This is a genomic window from Clostridium sp. YIM B02500, assembly GCF_022324665.1.
Lineage (GTDB): Bacteria > Bacillota > Clostridia > Clostridiales > Clostridiaceae > Clostridium > Clostridium beijerinckii.
Genome location: NZ_JAKGTE010000001.1, coordinates 289898 through 307530, shown reverse-complemented (window position 1 = coordinate 307530; position 17633 = coordinate 289898). Strand labels below are relative to the sequence as shown.

Sequence of the window (17633 nt, the reverse complement as noted above, 5' to 3'; positions counted from 1 at the left end):
ACTATAAGAAAATTTATAGATAAGGAAGGAAACAGAATGTCATTTTCATCTAAAGTTAAAGGAGAGATATGCAGATATATAGATATTTCGAAAGAAGAGGCGTTAGCAGAAATATCGGCTATTATGAAGGTTAGTGGTACATTAGCTTTTAGTGGAAGTGGACTTAGTTTTAAAATGACCACAGAAAACCCAGCTAGTGCTAGATTGATTTTTACACTTTTAAAGGATCACTTTAATATACATTCAAAGTTAATGGTGAAAAAGAGTAACTCCTTAAAGAAGAATAATATCTATATGGTAGTAATTTCTGAAGAAATGGGTGTTAGGGGACTATTAAGTGATACAGGAATACTCAAAGAAATTGATGGAATAATGAGCTTAGATTATAGAATAGAGGAGTATATTTTTAAAGATGAAGATATAAAAAGAGCATATATAAGAGGCGCATTTATCGGCGGAGGAAGCATAAGTAATCCAGAAAAAACTTATCATCTAGAATTTGTAACTCATAGTGAAGAATATGCAAAAGATTTATCGAATTTAATCAATACTTTCAGTTTAAATTCCAAGGTTATACAGAGAAAAAATAGTTTCATAGTATATATCAAAGAAGGAGAACAAATAGTAGATTTGCTTAATGTAATAGGAGCTCATTCATCGCTTTTAGAGATTGAAAATATAAGAATAATGAAGGAAATGAGAAATAATGTAAATAGACTTGTGAATTGTGAGACAGCGAATCTTTCTAAAACTGTAAATGCAGCTGTAAGGCAGGTTGAAAGCATAAAACTTATCCAATCACAGATTGGGCTGCAAAGATTGCCAGATAATTTAAGAGAAATTGCAGAGCTTAGATTGAATTATCCAGATGAATCTCTGAAGGAATTAGGAGAAATGCTAGATCCTCCAGTAGGAAAATCGGGAATAAATCATAGATTAAGAAAGATAGAAAAGATAGCAGAGGAATTACGAACAAGCAAATAATAAAATTAAAGGGAGAGGATATTATGTTTACACACATTGTATTATTTAAATTGAAAAAGCCAACAACAGAAAATTTGAAATTTGTAGAAAAGACTTTATTATCTATGAATGGAATGATCAAGGAATTAAAGCAGCTAGAAGTAGGGGTAGATGTAATAAAAAGTGATAGAAGTTATGATGTTGGAATTATAACAAGATTTGATAACAAGGAAGATTATTTATCTTATGACGTGAACGAATTTCATGTTGAAAAAGTTAAAAAGGTTATAGGGCCATATATGGAAGGCAGTAAAACTTTAGATTTCTAAATAACATATGGTTTAAGATTTATAGTTTAGTTAGAAAAATTCTAAAGAAACTGTAAATTTTAAACTATAAATTAACTGTTAATTTAAAGAGGAGGTGAGGATAATGGAAGAAAAACAATTTTGTCATTTACATTTGCATACAGAATATAGTTTACTTGATGGATCAGGAAAAATAGGAAAGCTCATGAAGAAGGCAAAAGAATTAGGCATGAAGAGTATTGCTATTACTGATCATGGAGTTTTATATGGGCTTGTAGATTTCTATAAGGCAGCAAAAGAAAATGATATAAAACCTATTTTAGGATGTGAAGTTTATGTCGTACCAAAGTCTAGACATATAAAGCAGCCAGACAAAGAGAATTCAACTTATCATTTGGTTTTATTAGTAAAGAATCAAATTGGATATGAAAATCTAATGAAAATAGTATCAGTTGCATCTATTGAAGGATTTTATTATAAGCCCAGAATAGATTATGAATATTTAAGAAAACATAGTGAAGGATTAATTGCTTTGAGTGCATGTTTAGGTGGTGAAGTACAATCTTACCATCTTAAAGGTAATTATGAAAAAGCAAAAGAGACAGCCTTAACATACAAAGAAATTTTTAACGGTGACTTTTATATTGAGTTACAAAATCATGGAATGGAAGAACAAAAGAGAGTAAATGAAGAAAATATAAAGTTATCTAATGAAACTGGTATACCACTAGTTGCTACTAATGATGTTCACTACATAAGCAAGGAAGATTCTAGATCACATGACGTACTAATGTGTATACAAACAGCTAAAACCATTGATGATCCTCATAGAAGAAGATATCCTTCAGATCAGTTTTATTTAAAATCAGCAGATGAAATGTGGGATATGTTTTCCTATGTTCCTGAGGCTTTGGAGAATACCATTAAGATAGCCAATGAGTGTAGCTATGAATATAAGTTTCACGAATCTAAGCTTCCAAAATTTCCGCTAGAAGAAGGTCAAGATCCTTATGACTATCTTAGAGATACTTGCTATAAAGGTTTGATAGATAGATATAGTGTATTTGAAAATCTTAGAAATCAGAATTTGGATTATAGTAAAATTGAAGAAGTAGTAGCAAATTATGAAGAAGCTAAACAATATGTTGATAGACTAGAATATGAGCTTCAAGTAATAAAGCAAATGGGATATATTGACTACTTTTTAATTGTATGGGATTTTGTTAGATTTTCCTATGAAAGTGGAATACCTACAGGGCCAGGTAGAGGATCAGCAGCAGGCTCAATAGTTGCATATACGTTAGGAATTACCAAAATAGATCCGATTAAGTATAGTTTAATCTTTGAACGTTTCTTAAATCCAGAGAGAGTATCCATGCCTGATATAGATAGTGATTTTTGTTATGAAAGAAGACAAGAAGTCATTGATTATGTAGTTGAGAAGTACGGAGCAAGTAATGTTTCGCAGATAATAACGTTTGGTACAATGGCAGCTAGACTATGTATACGAGATGTTGGAAGAGCTATGAATTATAGTTATGCAGAGGTTGATAGAATAGCTAAGATGATACCAACAATGCTTGGAATAACTATAGAGAAGGCGTTAGACTTAAATCCAGAGCTTAAATTAGCCTATGATACAGATGAAAGAGTAAAGGCGTTAATAGATGTTTCGAAGGATTTAGAGGGGCTTCCAAGGCATTCTTCTACTCATGCTGCTGGTGTTGTTATAGCATCAAAGCCATTAGTTGAATATGTTCCATTACAGAAGAATGAAGAAATGATAGTAACCCAATTTGGAATGACAACATTAGAAGAGCTTGGGCTACTTAAGATGGATTTCTTAGGACTTAGAACGTTAACGGTTATGAATGATGCTATTAACATGATTAGAGAAAATAGAAGGATAGATATTGATTTAGATAAAATAGATTTTGAAGACAAAGAAGTATATAAAATGATAGGGGAAGGTAAGACTGCTGGAGTGTTCCAGCTTGAATCGCCAGGAATGACTTCATTCATGAAGGAATTAAAACCTGATTCATTGGAAGATATTATTGCGGGAATATCGCTCTATAGGCCAGGGCCTATGGCTGAAATTCCTAGATACATAGAAGGAAAGAAAAATTTAGAAAAAGTTACGTATTTAACTAAAGAATTAGAGCCTATATTAGGTGTTACGTATGGATGTTTAGTATATCAGGAACAAGTAATGCAGGCTGTTAGAGATTTAGCTGGATACTCCATGGGACGTAGTGATATGGTTAGAAGAGCTATGTCAAAGAAAAAACATAAAGTCATGGAGGAAGAAAGAAAAAATTTCATTCATGGTATTGTTGAAAATGATGAAGTAATAGTGCCAGGATGCGTGAGAAATGGAATTTCAGAGGAAATAGCTAATAAAATTTTCGATTCTATGATGGACTTTGCTTCGTATGCATTTAATAAATCCCATGCAGCAGCATATGCAGTTGTTGGATATCAAACAGCATATCTTATGAAGTACTATCCTGTAGAGATGATTGCAGCAATGCTTAATTCAATCATGGGAATCAGTGAAAAGGTAGCATACTATATCGGTATAGCAGAAGAACTTGGAATACAAGTTTTACCACCTAATATAAACGAAAGTTTTTCTAAATTCACTGTTAAAGAGAACAAGATTAGATTTGGATTAGCAGCTATAAAGAATGTTGGAACTAATGTTGTAGCAAGCATAGTGAAAGCAAGAGAAGAAAAGGGTAAATTTGAATCGTTAGTTGATTTTATAAATAAAATGGATCCATCATCAATAAATAAGCGTGCAGTTGAATGTTTAATAAAGGCTGGGGCTCTAGATGATTTTGATGTTTTTAGATCTAAGATGTTAGCTGTTCATGAAAAATTAATTGATAATATATCTAGTGATAAGAGAAGAAATATTGATGGGCAAATAAGCTTATTTGCAAGTGAAGAATTAAAAAATCCAGAAGTAAACTATCCTAATATTAAGGAATTTACTAAGCGTAATTTATTAGCTATGGAAAAGGAGATGACGGGGCTTTATATTACTGGGCATCCTCTAGATGATTATTCTCAAAGTCTGAAAATGCAGACAACAAATGAGATCTCTAAAATATTTTTAGTACAGGAAACTTTAGATGATTCTCTAGAGAGCGATATGGGTGAAATTAATATGTTTAACAGACAGGATGCCTTACAAGATAATGATAGAGTAATCCTTGGAGGAATACTTGCTAGTGTTAATCAGAAGGTAACAAGAAATAATTCTATAATGGCATTCCTAAAACTTGAAGACTTAACTGGAACGATTGAAGTAATAGTGTTCCCTAAAACTTTGGAGAAAGTAAAAGAATTATGCGTAACAGATAGTTTGGTAATAGTTAAAGGAAGATTAAGTTTGAAAGAAGATGAACCACCAAAACTTATTTGTGAAAGTATAGAACCTTTAGAGAAGGTCAATACTTCAAAAGTATATTTAAGAGTTGATGATAAGGTGGCAGCTACTGTTTTAAGTAAAAAATTAAAAGAATTATTGATAAAGGAATATATTGGAGATACGCCTATTTATATATTTGAGAGCAAAGGAAAACAAAAGTTCAGAGTGCCAAGAGATAGATGGATTTCCCTAGAGAGCGATGTTATGAATTTATTGAGACAAACTTTAGGAGATGAGAATGTTAAAGTATTAGATTCATAATTAGAAACGAGATGCGATTAAAAATTTAGTAAATATACAAATGAAAAATATTACAAAAATTAATATCACAAAAATTATATTATTTTATATAAATTTATCGATTATTGGTTATAATAGAGAAGACAAATTACGTTCATTGTTTTATAACACTAAAACTATTATAAAAATGCAGTTACTATCCTTGTTATAAATGAAGATAGCTTATATGAAAAAATATGATATTTAGTGGTGTATAGTCATAAATTCAGTAAAATAATTTTCAAATTATTTGTATTGTGAAATTTTTCATAAAATTTAGACATTTATTTTAGAATAATATCAGAAAATGGTTAAATATCATTGATAATTGGTTCAAATTTATGTACAATAATTCTTGATTAATAAATTATGGTTATATTATGTACACAAGGGTCATTTAAGGTCCCTTTGCGGTATTTTAAGGAGGAAATATATATTATGAAAAAGATAGCTGTGTTAACAAGTGGTGGAGATGCACCAGGCATGAATGCTGCAATTAGAGCAGTAGTAAGAACTGCGCTTCATAACGGAATTGAAGTTATGGGAGTACAAAGAGGTTATAGTGGACTTATTAATGGAGAATTATTCAGCATGGATAGAAATTCAGTATCTGATATAATCCAAAGAGGTGGAACAATTTTAAGAACTGCTAGATGTCCTGAATTCAAGAATGAAGAAGTAAGAAAAAAGGCTGCAAAAATATTACAAGCTTATGGTGTTGAAGCTCTAGTAGTTATAGGTGGAGACGGTTCATTTATGGGTGCAAAATTATTATCAAAGCTTGGAATTAAAACAATAGGTTTACCAGGAACAATTGATAATGATTTAGCTTACACAGACTTCACTTTAGGGTTTGATACAGCCTTAAATACCGTTGTAGATGCTATAAATAAAATTAGAGATACTTCAACTTCACATGAAAGAGTTTCAATTGTAGAAGTTATGGGTAGAGACTGCGGAGATTTATCTTTATATGCAGGTATCTGCGGAGGCGCAGAAGCAATTATAATTCCTGAAATGGAATTTGATAAAGATGCACTTTGTAGAACTATCTTAGAAGGTAAAAATAAAGGAAAAATGCATAATCTAATAATGCTTGCAGAAGGAATTGGAGGAGCATTTGAACTTGCAAAGTACGTTGAAGAAGTAACTGGAATTGAAACAAGAGCAACAATCTTAGGTCATATTCAAAGAGGAGGAAGTCCTACTGCTACAGATAGAGTTTTAGCTTCAAGAATGGGAGCAAAGGCTATAGAAGTATTATTAAAAGGTGGAACTTCAAGAGTAATAGGAATTAGAGATAATAAAATAATAGACCAAGATATAGATGAAGCTCTTGATATGGAAAGCAAATTTGATAAAGAACTTTATGATATTGCTCAAGTATTATCATAATAATTTAGCTTATAGTTTATTTATATAAATTTTATAAATAAGGTACAATCAAAAAATAATGAATCAACATGCTTGCTTATTTTGCATATTTGTAACATTATTTTATTTTATGTGCCTAATCGAAGAAAGAGGAGTGTTAGTTTAATGAGAAAAACTAAAATGATTTGTACTATTGGCCCTGCAAGTGAAGATATGGAAATATTAGAGAAGGTTGTTCTTTCAGGAATGAATGCTTCAAGACATAACTTTTCACATGGAGACCATGAAGAACACGGTGGAAGAATTAAGAAAGTTAAAGAACTATCAAAGAAGTTAAATAGAGAAATTGCAATAATTCTTGATACAAAAGGACCAGAAATAAGAACTGGTAAATTTGAACCAAAGAAAGTTGAATTAGCTAAGGGTTCTGAATTTACAGTATATGCTGGAGATATGGATGTAGTTGGTGATACTACTAAATGTTCAGTTACATATGCAGGACTAGCAAATGATGTTAAGCCAGGAAATACAATTTTAATAGATGATGGTTTAGTAGGATTAACTGTTAAATCTGTTGAAGGTAACGCTATTAAGTGTGAAGTTCAAAACACTGGATTCGTTGGAACTCATAAAGGAGTTAACGTACCAGGAGTATCAATCCAATTACCAGCTCTTACTGAAAAAGATAAATCAGATTTAATCTTCGGTTGTGAAGTTGGAGTTACTATGATAGCTGCTTCATTCATAAGAAAAGCATCTGATGTAAAGACTATCAGAGAAATACTTGATGCAAATGGTGGAGAAAGAATCCTTATCTGTTCAAAGATAGAAAACCAAGAAGGTGTTGATAACTTAGATGAAATCTTAGAAGCTTCAGACCTTATAATGGTAGCTAGAGGAGATCTTGGTGTTGAAATTCCAATAGAACAAGTTCCAGCAGTTCAAAAGATGATCATCAAAAAATGTAAAGCAGCTGGTAAACCAGTTGTAACTGCAACTCAAATGTTAGATTCTATGATGAGAAATCCAAGACCAACAAGAGCAGAAGTTTCAGACGTTGCTAATGCTATCTTAGATGGTACTGATGCAATCATGTTATCAGGAGAAAGTGCTAATGGAGATTATCCAGTAGAAGCTGTAGCTACAATGGCTAAGATTGCTGAAGAAACTGAAAAATCTTTAGAATATAAAGTAGCAGTTTCTCAAGCTAAAACACATATTCCAGCTATAGCAGGAGTTATTTCAAGAGCAGCTAGTAATGCAGCTAATGAATTAGAAGCAGCAGCAGTAATTACTTCAACTCAAACTGGTGCAACTGCTAAGAGAATTTCTCAATGTAGACCAGAATGCCCAATTATAGCTGTTACTCCAGATCCAATAGTTGCTAGACAATTAGCATTCTCATGGGGAGTATATCCAGTAGTTGCTGATAAAATGGAATCTACTGATGAAATGTTAGAAAGATCAGTTGAAATAGCTAAAAATAATGAATTTGTTAAATCAGGAGATATAGTTGTATTAGCAGCTGGAGTTCCTGTAGACCAAGTTGGTGCAACAAATCTTTTAAAGATTAGCGAAGTAAAATAATATTTGAAACATAATTTTTTAATATATATAAAGGGACTTTGGTAAGAATCTTACCAAAGTCCCTTTTTACATGGAAGGTTTTAAATGATCGATAAACATAAAATCCAATATATACATGCACTCAAGATAATAAATATGTAATCAAATTTTAAAGAATATATAAAGTTAACAAAAAATTAACATTTAAAGATATGATATTTAATATATAATGTATATTATTGCTCTAAAAGAGAAATAATAATTTAATGATTATGGAATTAAATGGCAACTGATTCTGTATTAGCACCGCAAGGTGCTCTTTTTTTATTTTAGGAAAATTATATGATTTAATGGCGCTAAGAGGTTGATTAAATCGGATATCATAATTATCATTAATTATTTATTACCTGATAAAATAAATTCTAGCATGAGCAAATTATTTGATTTTTATGGGAAGTTATTGAAATGTTAAGTCTAAATATAATATCCATTATAAATGAGAATTTAATAGTTTAGAGTTTGTTCTTAATTGTATATAAGAATTTATAAATATCTTAAATAAATGAATAAGATATGATAAAATGTAGAAAGTATTTTTAAATATTGATTTGAAAATTATAGTTAGGAAATGATACTAACAATGAAGGATGTGTACATGTGTTAGAGAGAAATAAAGAGTATATTGTAAAAATAGATTCCTTAGGATATGAAGGTGAGGGTGTCGCAAAGATAGATGGATATCCAATATTTATACCAGGAGCTTTAATAGGGGAAACTGTAAAGACAGAAATAATCAAGAACAAAAAGAATTATTCTTATGGAAAGCTTATAGATATAGTGGAAAAATGTGACGAAAGAATTATACCTGAATGTAATTATTATGAAAAATGTGGTGGTTGTACTTTAATGCATTCTAATTATGATTCACAATTAAAATTTAAATACAATAGAGTTAAGGATTGCACAGAAAGAATTGGTGGATTATCGGGGGATATAGTTAAAAATACTATAGGGATGGAATTTCCGTACAGATATAGAAATAAGGGAATATATTCAATTGCATTGACAGACAATGAACTTTCAATGGGCTTTTTTAGTGAAAAAACACATGAAGTAGTCGATATGGATAAGTGTCTAATTCAAGATGAAGAAACTGATAAAATCATAAAAATAATAAGAAATTGGATGAAAAAGTATTCTATATTACCTGCTAGGAAAGATAATTTATTTTTTAGTGAAGGACTAATTAGAAATGTAATGGTGAGAAAGGGTTTTAAAACTAATGAGATTATGGTAGTTTTGATTACTACCGATAAGGAAATTCCAAAGAAAGAAGAACTGATAAAGGATATTAGGTTAGAGGTTGAAAATTTAAAGGGAGTAATTCAGAATATAAGTACTAAAAATAATAGTCTAGTTCTCGGTGACAAGTGTATAACTTTGTGGGGGCAGGATTATATATCTGATTATATAGGTAAATATAAATTTAATATTTCGCCATTATCTTTCTTTCAAATAAATCCTATTCAAACAGAAGTACTTTATAATAAAGCTTTGGAATATGCAGATCTGAGCGGAGACGAGATTGTTTTTGATGCATATTGCGGTGCTGGCACAATAACATTATTTTTATCTCAGAATGCAAGAAAAGTCTATGGAGTTGAAATAGTAGAACAGGCGATAGATAATGCGATAGATAATGCAGAAATAAATGGAATAGACAACTCGGAATTTTATGTGGGAAAATCTGAAGAAGTGATTCCAGAGTTAATAAAAAATGGAATCAAACCAGACATAATAGTTGTGGATCCCCCAAGAAAGGGATGTGATATCAATTTGCTAAATGCTATAGGAGAAGCTAAGCCTAAAAGAGTAGTGTATGTATCGTGTGATCCTAGTACTTTAGCAAGAGATTTAAAACATTTAGAAGGTTTAGGATTTAAAACAATAGAAGTACAGCCTGTAGACATGTTTCCAAATACAAAGCATGTGGAAACTGTCGCATTACTAACTAAGAGATAAAGCTATTCTTTAAAATAATATAAGCTCAAAAACTTCCGATTTCCGACATTCTTCCGACGGGAGATTTAGTTGATTGGAAGTTGAGTACTTATTAAATTTTCAAAAATGTTAACGCTAGTATTTGACATTGTTTTAATAACATGAGAATAAACATTCATAGTGATTGAAGATTTTCTTTGACCAAGTTTTTATTGAATATATATTATGTTTATAAACTGTTCATTAATGCTAACTTTAATTATAGCTAGCATTGGGCAAACATCTGTTGAAGATGTCATAAACAAGCTATATGAGGGGGTAGGTCATAAAGTATTTAAATAACCGACTTTTTGAATAGGAATTCAAAAAATAATCTAAATTAAAGATTTTATTATCATTTTTTAATATATTTATCATCTGGATATGGAATTATAATTTCTCCATTAACAATTTTATAATTAGTATTTTCTATAGGATTTAAGTTGTGAATTAAGTTCATCGCAATATTATAAATTAGCTCAGCTTCAATCTTTGGATCAAGAACAATTGTGCCAGTCATAAAGCCTTTATCAATTAAATCTTTAGCTTCGAGTAGCCCATCGACTCCAACAACGGCTATAGTTTTAGATTTATCACCTTTATTATAGTTATATTTTTGCAATGCTTCAATTGCTCCAATTGCCATAGCGTCGTTATTTGCAACTATTGCTTCAATTTTGCCATCATATTTAAGAAATAAGGAATCCATTGACTCTTTGGCCAATTCCCTTAACCAATTTCCATTTACTAGCGCAAGCTGCTGTGTTTTTATTCCTGAATCATTAATTGTTGAAATAGCATATATTGTTCTATTAATTGCTGCAGGATTAGCTTTTTTACCTTGTAGCAAAACATATTGTAATATATTATCATTATTTTTATCTAGAGCATTTTTATTATTATTCCATAAATCAACAAGCATTTTACCTTGAGATATACCCTGTTGCTTATAATCAGATGATATAAAAGCAACTTTGTTATAATAGTTCGAAATTCTTGACGCAGCTTCTGGACTAATGCCAGCTAAAATTATTGGAACATTTTTTTGCTTGACCATGAATATGACATTTTCTATTACATCTTCGCTTGTATCAGCTAAGCTTGCTATAATTAGATCAATATTACTTTTAAGAATTGAATCTAATGTCTCATATTGTAGGGAAATGTTATCTTTTCCATAATAGAAGGTAAATTGAATATCCTTATGTTCTTTTTGAATATCTTCTAAACTTTGTTTTAGTTGTAATAGAAATAAATCATCGGAATTAGAGAATAATACTGCAGCATTAATTACAGAGGTAGTATTAAGATTAAAAATTGGGTTAGCAAATGCATTAAATTTAACATTAATCATTAGGTTTAAGGCATTTGATATTATTATAATAAATAAAATTATTCTTTTTAATGTTTTCATTAATAATCCTCCAATTCGTTGTTTAAAAGTTAATAATAAATATTAGTTTTTCTATTAATATAAAATTTATCCTAATTGATGTATATATGAATTAGTAGATCAATAGAAAGGTATTTATAATGAAGAATAAGGATAGGAGATTTATTGAATGAATGGGCAAAGAAGAGTTATATATAAGCAAGTGTTAAAAAATTATTAAGTAAAGAACGGAATAATGGAAAAGCGTAATTCATGTTGCGGCGATATAGGTGTTTGTGAAAAAATTATTTGAAGTTGTGTTGAGAAGTATAGAGAACATTGATAGAATATTTTTATTGATAATAGAAATCTAGTAATAGAAAATGGAGAAATAAGAAAACTTATAAAAGACTAATATATATGGAGAAAATGCAATATGAAAAAAGGGATACGAATCTTCTTTGAAAAAGAGAAATAAAATAGTAAAGGAACATTTACTGTATTGAAAAAGCACTTTCTCAGAAACTTGAGAAGATCAAATTTATTTATTATAGATAATGGCGGAACTGTTGATCTTACTTGTTATGTAAATAGATACTAGTAAATCTGTTCACTTACAACTTAAATAATTTGGAGGTTAAATATGACAATTGAAAATATGATAAAATGTTGTGATAAATTAACTCAAACAGAAAATATTCTTGCACAGTATATTATTAAAAACAAAAACGAAATAAGTACATTATCTATTCAGCAACTTTCAGAAAAAACGTTTGTATCTAAATCTGCAATTCACAGGTTCTGCAAGAAAATAGGTGTGGATGGATTTAATGAACTCAAGGTAAAAGTTGTTCAGGACATAGCAGAGGAAAGTAAAATAGAAAATGATATTGATGTTAATTTCCCTTTTTTAGAGGGTGATACTCAGGGAGTAATTGCACAGAAACTTATAAAATTATATGAAACAACTATAAGAGATACATATAAATATATTGATGTTGAGAAGCTAAACACATGTGTGAGTATTCTTCATAAAGCTGATGTTATAGATATTTATACTCATGCACATAACAGTAATGTAGCAGAGAATTTTATGGATAAAATGCGTTCTATTGGAAGGATGGTTAATTGTACAAAATCTTTTTATGATCAGAGATGTACTGCAACTGCATCAAAAAAGAATCATGCAGCATTGCTACTATCATATTCAGGAAAGTCCAATTTTCTTAAGCCTATTTCAGAGGTACTTTATAAAAGAGGTATTGAAACAATTTGGATAGGCAGGGTTGGAAGTTCGAGTGTTCCAGAATATATAAAGCATCGATTATATATAAGTGACAGAGAAAATTTTAAAAATAGAATATCTCAATTTTCATCTCATATTGCAATGCAGTATATGCTTGATCTTATTTATAGTTGTATTTTTAAAAGAGATTATAATGATAACATAAAATATATTAAGGAAATTGCGAATATAGTTGATAATAGAGATATTACTGAATAAAAGAACTCATCAGAAGAAAATTCTGATGAGTTTTTTTATTAAAGTTTCAAAAAGTGTCAGAAAAAAGAGCTGAGATAGAAAAGTTTTAGAAAAAAGTATCAGATTATATCACTTTTATTGAATTAAAACGTTTAAAATTGTATATTAGTCACAAGACAAGAGAAAAATATATAATTTTTAATGGAGGCATATGGTATGAAAAAAACTTTAAAAATAGCAACAATAGGTGGAGGAAGTAGTTATACACCAGAGCTTATGGAAGGGTTCATAAAAAGATATAGTGAGCTTCCAATAGGAGAAATATGGCTTGTTGATATTGAAGATGGGAGAGAAAAACTTGAAATAGTAGGTGCGTTGGCACAGCGTATGTGGGATGCAACGCCTTATAAGGTAAAGGTAGTAACAACATTAAATAGAAGAGAAGCATTAAAGGATGCAGATTTTGTAACTACGCAGTTTAGAGTTGGTCTTTTAGATGCAAGAATTAAAGATGAAAGAATACCATTATCACACGGAATGCTTGGACAAGAAACAAATGGAGCTGGAGGTATGTTCAAAGCTTTTAGGACAATTCCAGTGATGAAAGAGATTATACAAGACATGAAAGAATTATGTTCTGATGCATGGCTTATTAATTTTACAAATCCGAGCGGAATGATTACAGAAGCGGTTATTAAGGAGTTTGGATGGAAAAAGTGTATAGGATTATGTAATGTTCCAGTAATGGCTATGATGAAAGAAGGAGCAACAATTGGAGTTGATGCGTCAAAATTAAGTTATCAGTTTGCAGGGCTAAATCATTTTCACTGGCATAGAGTTTTTGACGAAAAGGGAAATGAAGTTACAGAGCAGATAATAAACCGTATTAATGATAAAGAAAGTGGTTTGCCAAAGAATATTTTCTCTGCAGATCTTCCATTAGAATTGCTTCATTCTACGAAAGTGATTCCTTGCGCATACCATCGTTATTACTACTGTGAAAAGGAAATGCTTAATCATTCCATAGAGGAATTTAAAAAAGAAGGAACACGTGCAGAGCAGGTTAAAGAAGTTGAAGAATCTTTATTCAAATTATATACAAACAAAGATTTAACTATAAAGCCAGAAGAGTTATCAAAACGTGGTGGAGCATATTATAGTGATGCTGCATGTGAATGCATAAGTGCAATTTATAATAATAAAGGAATCCATATGGTTGTAAGTACTCAGAATAATGGTGCAATTCCATGTCTTGATAGTGATTCGATTGTTGAAGTATCAAGCATAATTTCTTCAAGAGGAGCAGAGCCTATAGCATGGGGGGAAATGAGTTCTTTTGAGAAAGGCTATATTCAGATTATGAAAGCAATGGAAGAATGTACAATTAAGGCTGCTTTGACTGGAGATTATGGAACTGCGTTAGAAGCGTTTTCTATAAACCCATTAGTACAGCATGGCAATGAAGCAAGGATTGTATTAAATGAACTTCTTGTTGCTCATGAAAAATATCTTCCACAGTTTAAAAATAAAATTGAAGAATTAAAAAAAGAGGGTGTTCACTCAACAGATTCTGTTGTTATAGATTTAATGATGAATGGATACTAAGATGTAATGAAGAATTAATATTTAAGAGGCGTAGAGTATGAGAAAAAGAATTTGCGTATAGGAGTGGATTAATATGGATCAAAAAGATATATCCAATTTAATTATTAAGCATGTAGGTGGATCTGACAACATCAAAGATTTATATCACTGTATGACACGACTAAGGTTTAAACTAAATGATAAATCTAAATTTGATGTGGAAGAATTGAAAAAGGTACCAGGGGTTATTAATACTGTTCAAGCTGGGGATGAATTTCAGCTAATAATTGGCGCTGAGGTGGATAAATATTACAAAGATTTACTAAAACATGGGGCTGGGAAAAATGTGGAAAGAAAAAGCATAGGCGGGAAATTTGATTTTAAAAGTGCACCAAAAGCTGCTTTAAATATGATTGTTGGGATCATGGCACCTATTATTCCGATCATTATTGCAGGTGGTATGGTTAAAGTTATTCTTTCTTTATGTGTACTTTTTGGAATGGGTAATAATACACAAAATTATAAAATTTTATCTTTAATTTCAGATGCTCCATTTTACTTTTTACCATTTTATATAGCGAATAGTGCTGCAAAGAAATTTGAAACAAATCAGTTTATGGCTATGGCAATTGCAGGAGTAATGTTACATCCCAATTTCTTGGATTTGGTTGTTTCTGGTAACGGTATTGCATTATTTGATTTGCCTGTTAAAGCAGTAAAATATGGATCTACTGTTATACCTATTATTCTTGTAGTTTGGTTTATGAGCTATCTTGAAAAGTTTATTGAGAGAATAATACCACAAGTGTTAAAAACTATGTTAAGACCAATGTTGTTACTGATCATTACAGCTCCATTGGCTTTAATCGTTATTGGGCCATTAGGAGCATATATGGGAAATTGTATCTATGTAGTCATTAAGACCCTTAATGAAAACGTTCCTTGGTTAGTACCAACTGTTATGGGAGCTTTTTCTCCTCTCTTAGTTATGGTAGGGATGCATGTATCAATTACTCCTTTTGCAATATTATCTGTATCCCAATTTGGATATGAAACATTCATGGGTCCAGGAATGCTTGGAAGTAATGTTGCACAAGGTGGAGCAGCTTTAGCAATAGCTTTAAAAGAGAAGAAAGAGAAACGACAAGTTGCAATTTCAGCTGGTATTACTGCATTATCTGGGATTACAGAACCTGCGTTGTATGGTGTAACATTGAAATACAAACGTACATTAGTATGTGTAATGCTCTCTGGTGCAATCGCTGGATTATATGCAGGTGTTACAGGAGTAGTTAGATATGCAATTGCTTCGGCAGGATTCTTGTCATTGCCTGTATTTATAGGTGCTAATCCACGTAATATCATCAATGCAGTTATTACTGCAATAATAGCATTAGTATTGTCATTTACTTTGACTTATATATTTGTAAAAGTAGAGAATAGTTCAGAATCCGTTGTAGATAAAGAAACTGACAAAGCTAATGAAATATTTACAAGTGTTGCTTGTGGCAAAGTGATTCCTTTGGAAGAAGTAAAGGATGAAGCATTTTCATCAGGAGCATTAGGATACGGGGCAGCTATTATACCAACAAAGGGAACTATTTATTCTCCTGTAGAAGGAAAAGTAGCTTCTATTTATCCAACTGGTCATGCGATTGGGATTATAAGCAATAGTGGAAAAGAGATTTTGATTCATATCGGCATTGATACTGTAAAGTTAGAAGGGAAAGGCTTTAGTACTTATGTAGAGGAAGGCACAATTATTCATCCAGGTGATCGATTAGTTGATATTGATTTAGATTTTATAAAAGAAAATGGATATGATACCAGTGTTATTGTTGTAGTTCCAAATTCATCAAAAGAAGATATTAAAGTGATAGAGAAAGATGAATTGTCTATAAATGATGAATTTTTGCAGATAATTAATTAAAAGGAGGAGTTAATAAATGAAAATAACAAGTGTAGAAATATTTTGTGCAGATTATGATAAAAATGCACCTAATGAACCAGTATTTGTAAGAATAAATACTGATGGAGGTATTTGTGGATTTGGAGAAGCAGGTGTGGCTTATGGAAATTCCAAGTTGGCAGCAATTGGTCAAATTCAGGATTTTGGTAAATTGATTATTGGAGAGAATCCAATGAATATAGAAAAAATATGGAATAGGCTTCAGAAAGAGACATTCTGGGGACTAGGTGGAGGAACAGTAATTTTTTCTGCCATAAGTGCAATTGATATAGCACTATGGGATATTAAAGGAAAGTTACTTGGAGTTCCAGTGTATGAACTGTTAGGCGGAAAAGTACGTGATAAAGTAAGAGCATATGCAAGTCAAATTCAGTTTGATTGGGACAAAGATTCACGCCCATTATGTGGAATTAAAGAATATGGAGAAGCAGCAAGAAAGGCTAGAGCAGATGGATATACAGCACTCAAAGTTGATCCTTTACAGAGAGATGAATTTGGAAAGAAGAATTTGCGTAACGATGGATTGCTAACAAATCACAAATTGAAATTGTGTAAAGATAGATTAGCGGAAATAAGAAATGCCGTTGGAGATGAGATGGACATTATCTTAGAACTCCATGCAAAGACAGATTTTAATGCTGCATTGCAGATTGCTAAACTTGCTGAAGAATTTAATATCTATTATTTAGAAGAACCATGCGGGCCATTAAATCCACAGTTGATGTCATCACTAAAAGAAAAAACAAATATTCCTTTGGCTTCTGGTGAGAGAATCTACTCAAGATATGGATATCTTCCGTTTTTACAAAGCCGATCTTTGGATGTAATCCAGCCAGATGTAGCTAATTGTGGTGGAATCTCAGAGGCAAAAAAAATATGTGATATGGCACAAATTTATGACGTATTAGTTCAAATGCATGTTTGTGGAGGACCAATTTCTAATGCAGCTGCGCTTCAAATAGAAGCAGTAATTCCAAATTTCTGCATTCATGAATATCATGTTGGGAATATGTCTGACTTTACTAGAAGCTTAGGAGCATATGATGATACACCAGTTGATGGATATATTACTATATCTGACCGTCCTGGAATTGGACAAGATATTCCTGAAGAAATTCTAAATAAATGTACAAAATTTATAGTAGATTAGCAGGTAATCAACATATATTTAGAGCATTGTAGAGAAATAACGATTTTATTGAAAAAAGTATAGATTTGAAAACTTAGATAAGCGGTTAATAATTTTGCCAATGTGA

Annotated in this window: 11 protein-coding genes; 10 read left to right on the top strand and 1 reads right to left on the bottom strand. The window is 30.9% G+C overall.

The annotated features are described in order from the left end of the window. Nucleotides 1-36 precede the first annotated feature (36 nt). The 6 genes from whiA to rlmD all read left to right on the top strand — a co-directional run bounded on the left by whiA (nucleotide 37) and on the right by rlmD (nucleotide 9951). Complete coding sequence (gene whiA / locus L1S46_RS01095) at nucleotides 37-984, top strand: DNA-binding protein WhiA (protein WP_017212227.1); 948 nt, start codon at nucleotides 37-39, stop codon at nucleotides 982-984. A 23-nt stretch (nucleotides 985-1007) separates the two neighbouring features. Beyond that, nucleotides 1008-1292, top strand: a complete 285-nt coding sequence (locus L1S46_RS01090; protein ID WP_238898914.1) for a Dabb family protein — start codon at nucleotides 1008-1010, stop codon at nucleotides 1290-1292. A gap of 103 nt (nucleotides 1293-1395) precedes the next feature. Beyond that, nucleotides 1396-4971, top strand: a complete 3576-nt coding sequence (locus L1S46_RS01085) for a DNA polymerase III subunit alpha (RefSeq protein ID WP_238898913.1) — start codon at nucleotides 1396-1398, stop codon at nucleotides 4969-4971. Between the two features lie 456 nt (nucleotides 4972-5427). Further along, the gene (pfkA, locus tag L1S46_RS01080) at nucleotides 5428-6384 is read left to right on the top strand and encodes a 6-phosphofructokinase (protein ID WP_012061003.1); all 957 of its coding nucleotides are present in this window, start codon (nucleotides 5428-5430) and stop codon (nucleotides 6382-6384) included. A gap of 144 nt (nucleotides 6385-6528) precedes the next feature. Then, on the top strand, nucleotides 6529-7950 hold the full coding sequence (gene pyk, locus L1S46_RS01075; protein ID WP_017212224.1) for a pyruvate kinase: 1422 nt from the start codon (nucleotides 6529-6531) through the stop codon (nucleotides 7948-7950). 636 nt (nucleotides 7951-8586) lie between these two features. Next, entirely contained in the window at nucleotides 8587-9951 is a 1365-nt protein-coding gene (gene rlmD / locus L1S46_RS01070) for a 23S rRNA (uracil(1939)-C(5))-methyltransferase RlmD (protein WP_238898911.1), read from the top strand. Nucleotides 9952-10324: 373 nt separating this feature from the next. On the opposite strand, the gene L1S46_RS01065 is transcribed toward rlmD, so the two are convergent. Further along, complete coding sequence (locus L1S46_RS01065) at nucleotides 10325-11383, bottom strand: galactose ABC transporter substrate-binding protein (protein WP_238898910.1); 1059 nt, start codon at nucleotides 11381-11383, stop codon at nucleotides 10325-10327. A gap of 601 nt (nucleotides 11384-11984) precedes the next feature. On the opposite strand from L1S46_RS01065, the gene L1S46_RS01060 reads away from it, so the two are divergent. The 4 genes from L1S46_RS01060 to L1S46_RS01045 all read left to right on the top strand — a co-directional run bounded on the left by L1S46_RS01060 (nucleotide 11985) and on the right by L1S46_RS01045 (nucleotide 17527). Then, nucleotides 11985-12845, top strand: a complete 861-nt coding sequence (locus L1S46_RS01060; protein WP_238898909.1) for a MurR/RpiR family transcriptional regulator — start codon at nucleotides 11985-11987, stop codon at nucleotides 12843-12845. A gap of 195 nt (nucleotides 12846-13040) precedes the next feature. After that, on the top strand, nucleotides 13041-14429 hold the full coding sequence (locus tag L1S46_RS01055) for a 6-phospho-beta-glucosidase (protein ID WP_238898908.1): 1389 nt from the start codon (nucleotides 13041-13043) through the stop codon (nucleotides 14427-14429). 73 nt (nucleotides 14430-14502) lie between these two features. Continuing rightward, nucleotides 14503-16338, top strand: coding sequence for a beta-glucoside-specific PTS transporter subunit IIABC (locus L1S46_RS01050; RefSeq protein ID WP_238898906.1), 1836 nt, complete (start codon nucleotides 14503-14505; stop codon nucleotides 16336-16338). A gap of 16 nt (nucleotides 16339-16354) precedes the next feature. Next, the gene (locus L1S46_RS01045) at nucleotides 16355-17527 is read left to right on the top strand and encodes a mandelate racemase/muconate lactonizing enzyme family protein (RefSeq protein ID WP_238898904.1); all 1173 of its coding nucleotides are present in this window, start codon (nucleotides 16355-16357) and stop codon (nucleotides 17525-17527) included. Nucleotides 17528-17633 lie beyond the last annotated feature (106 nt).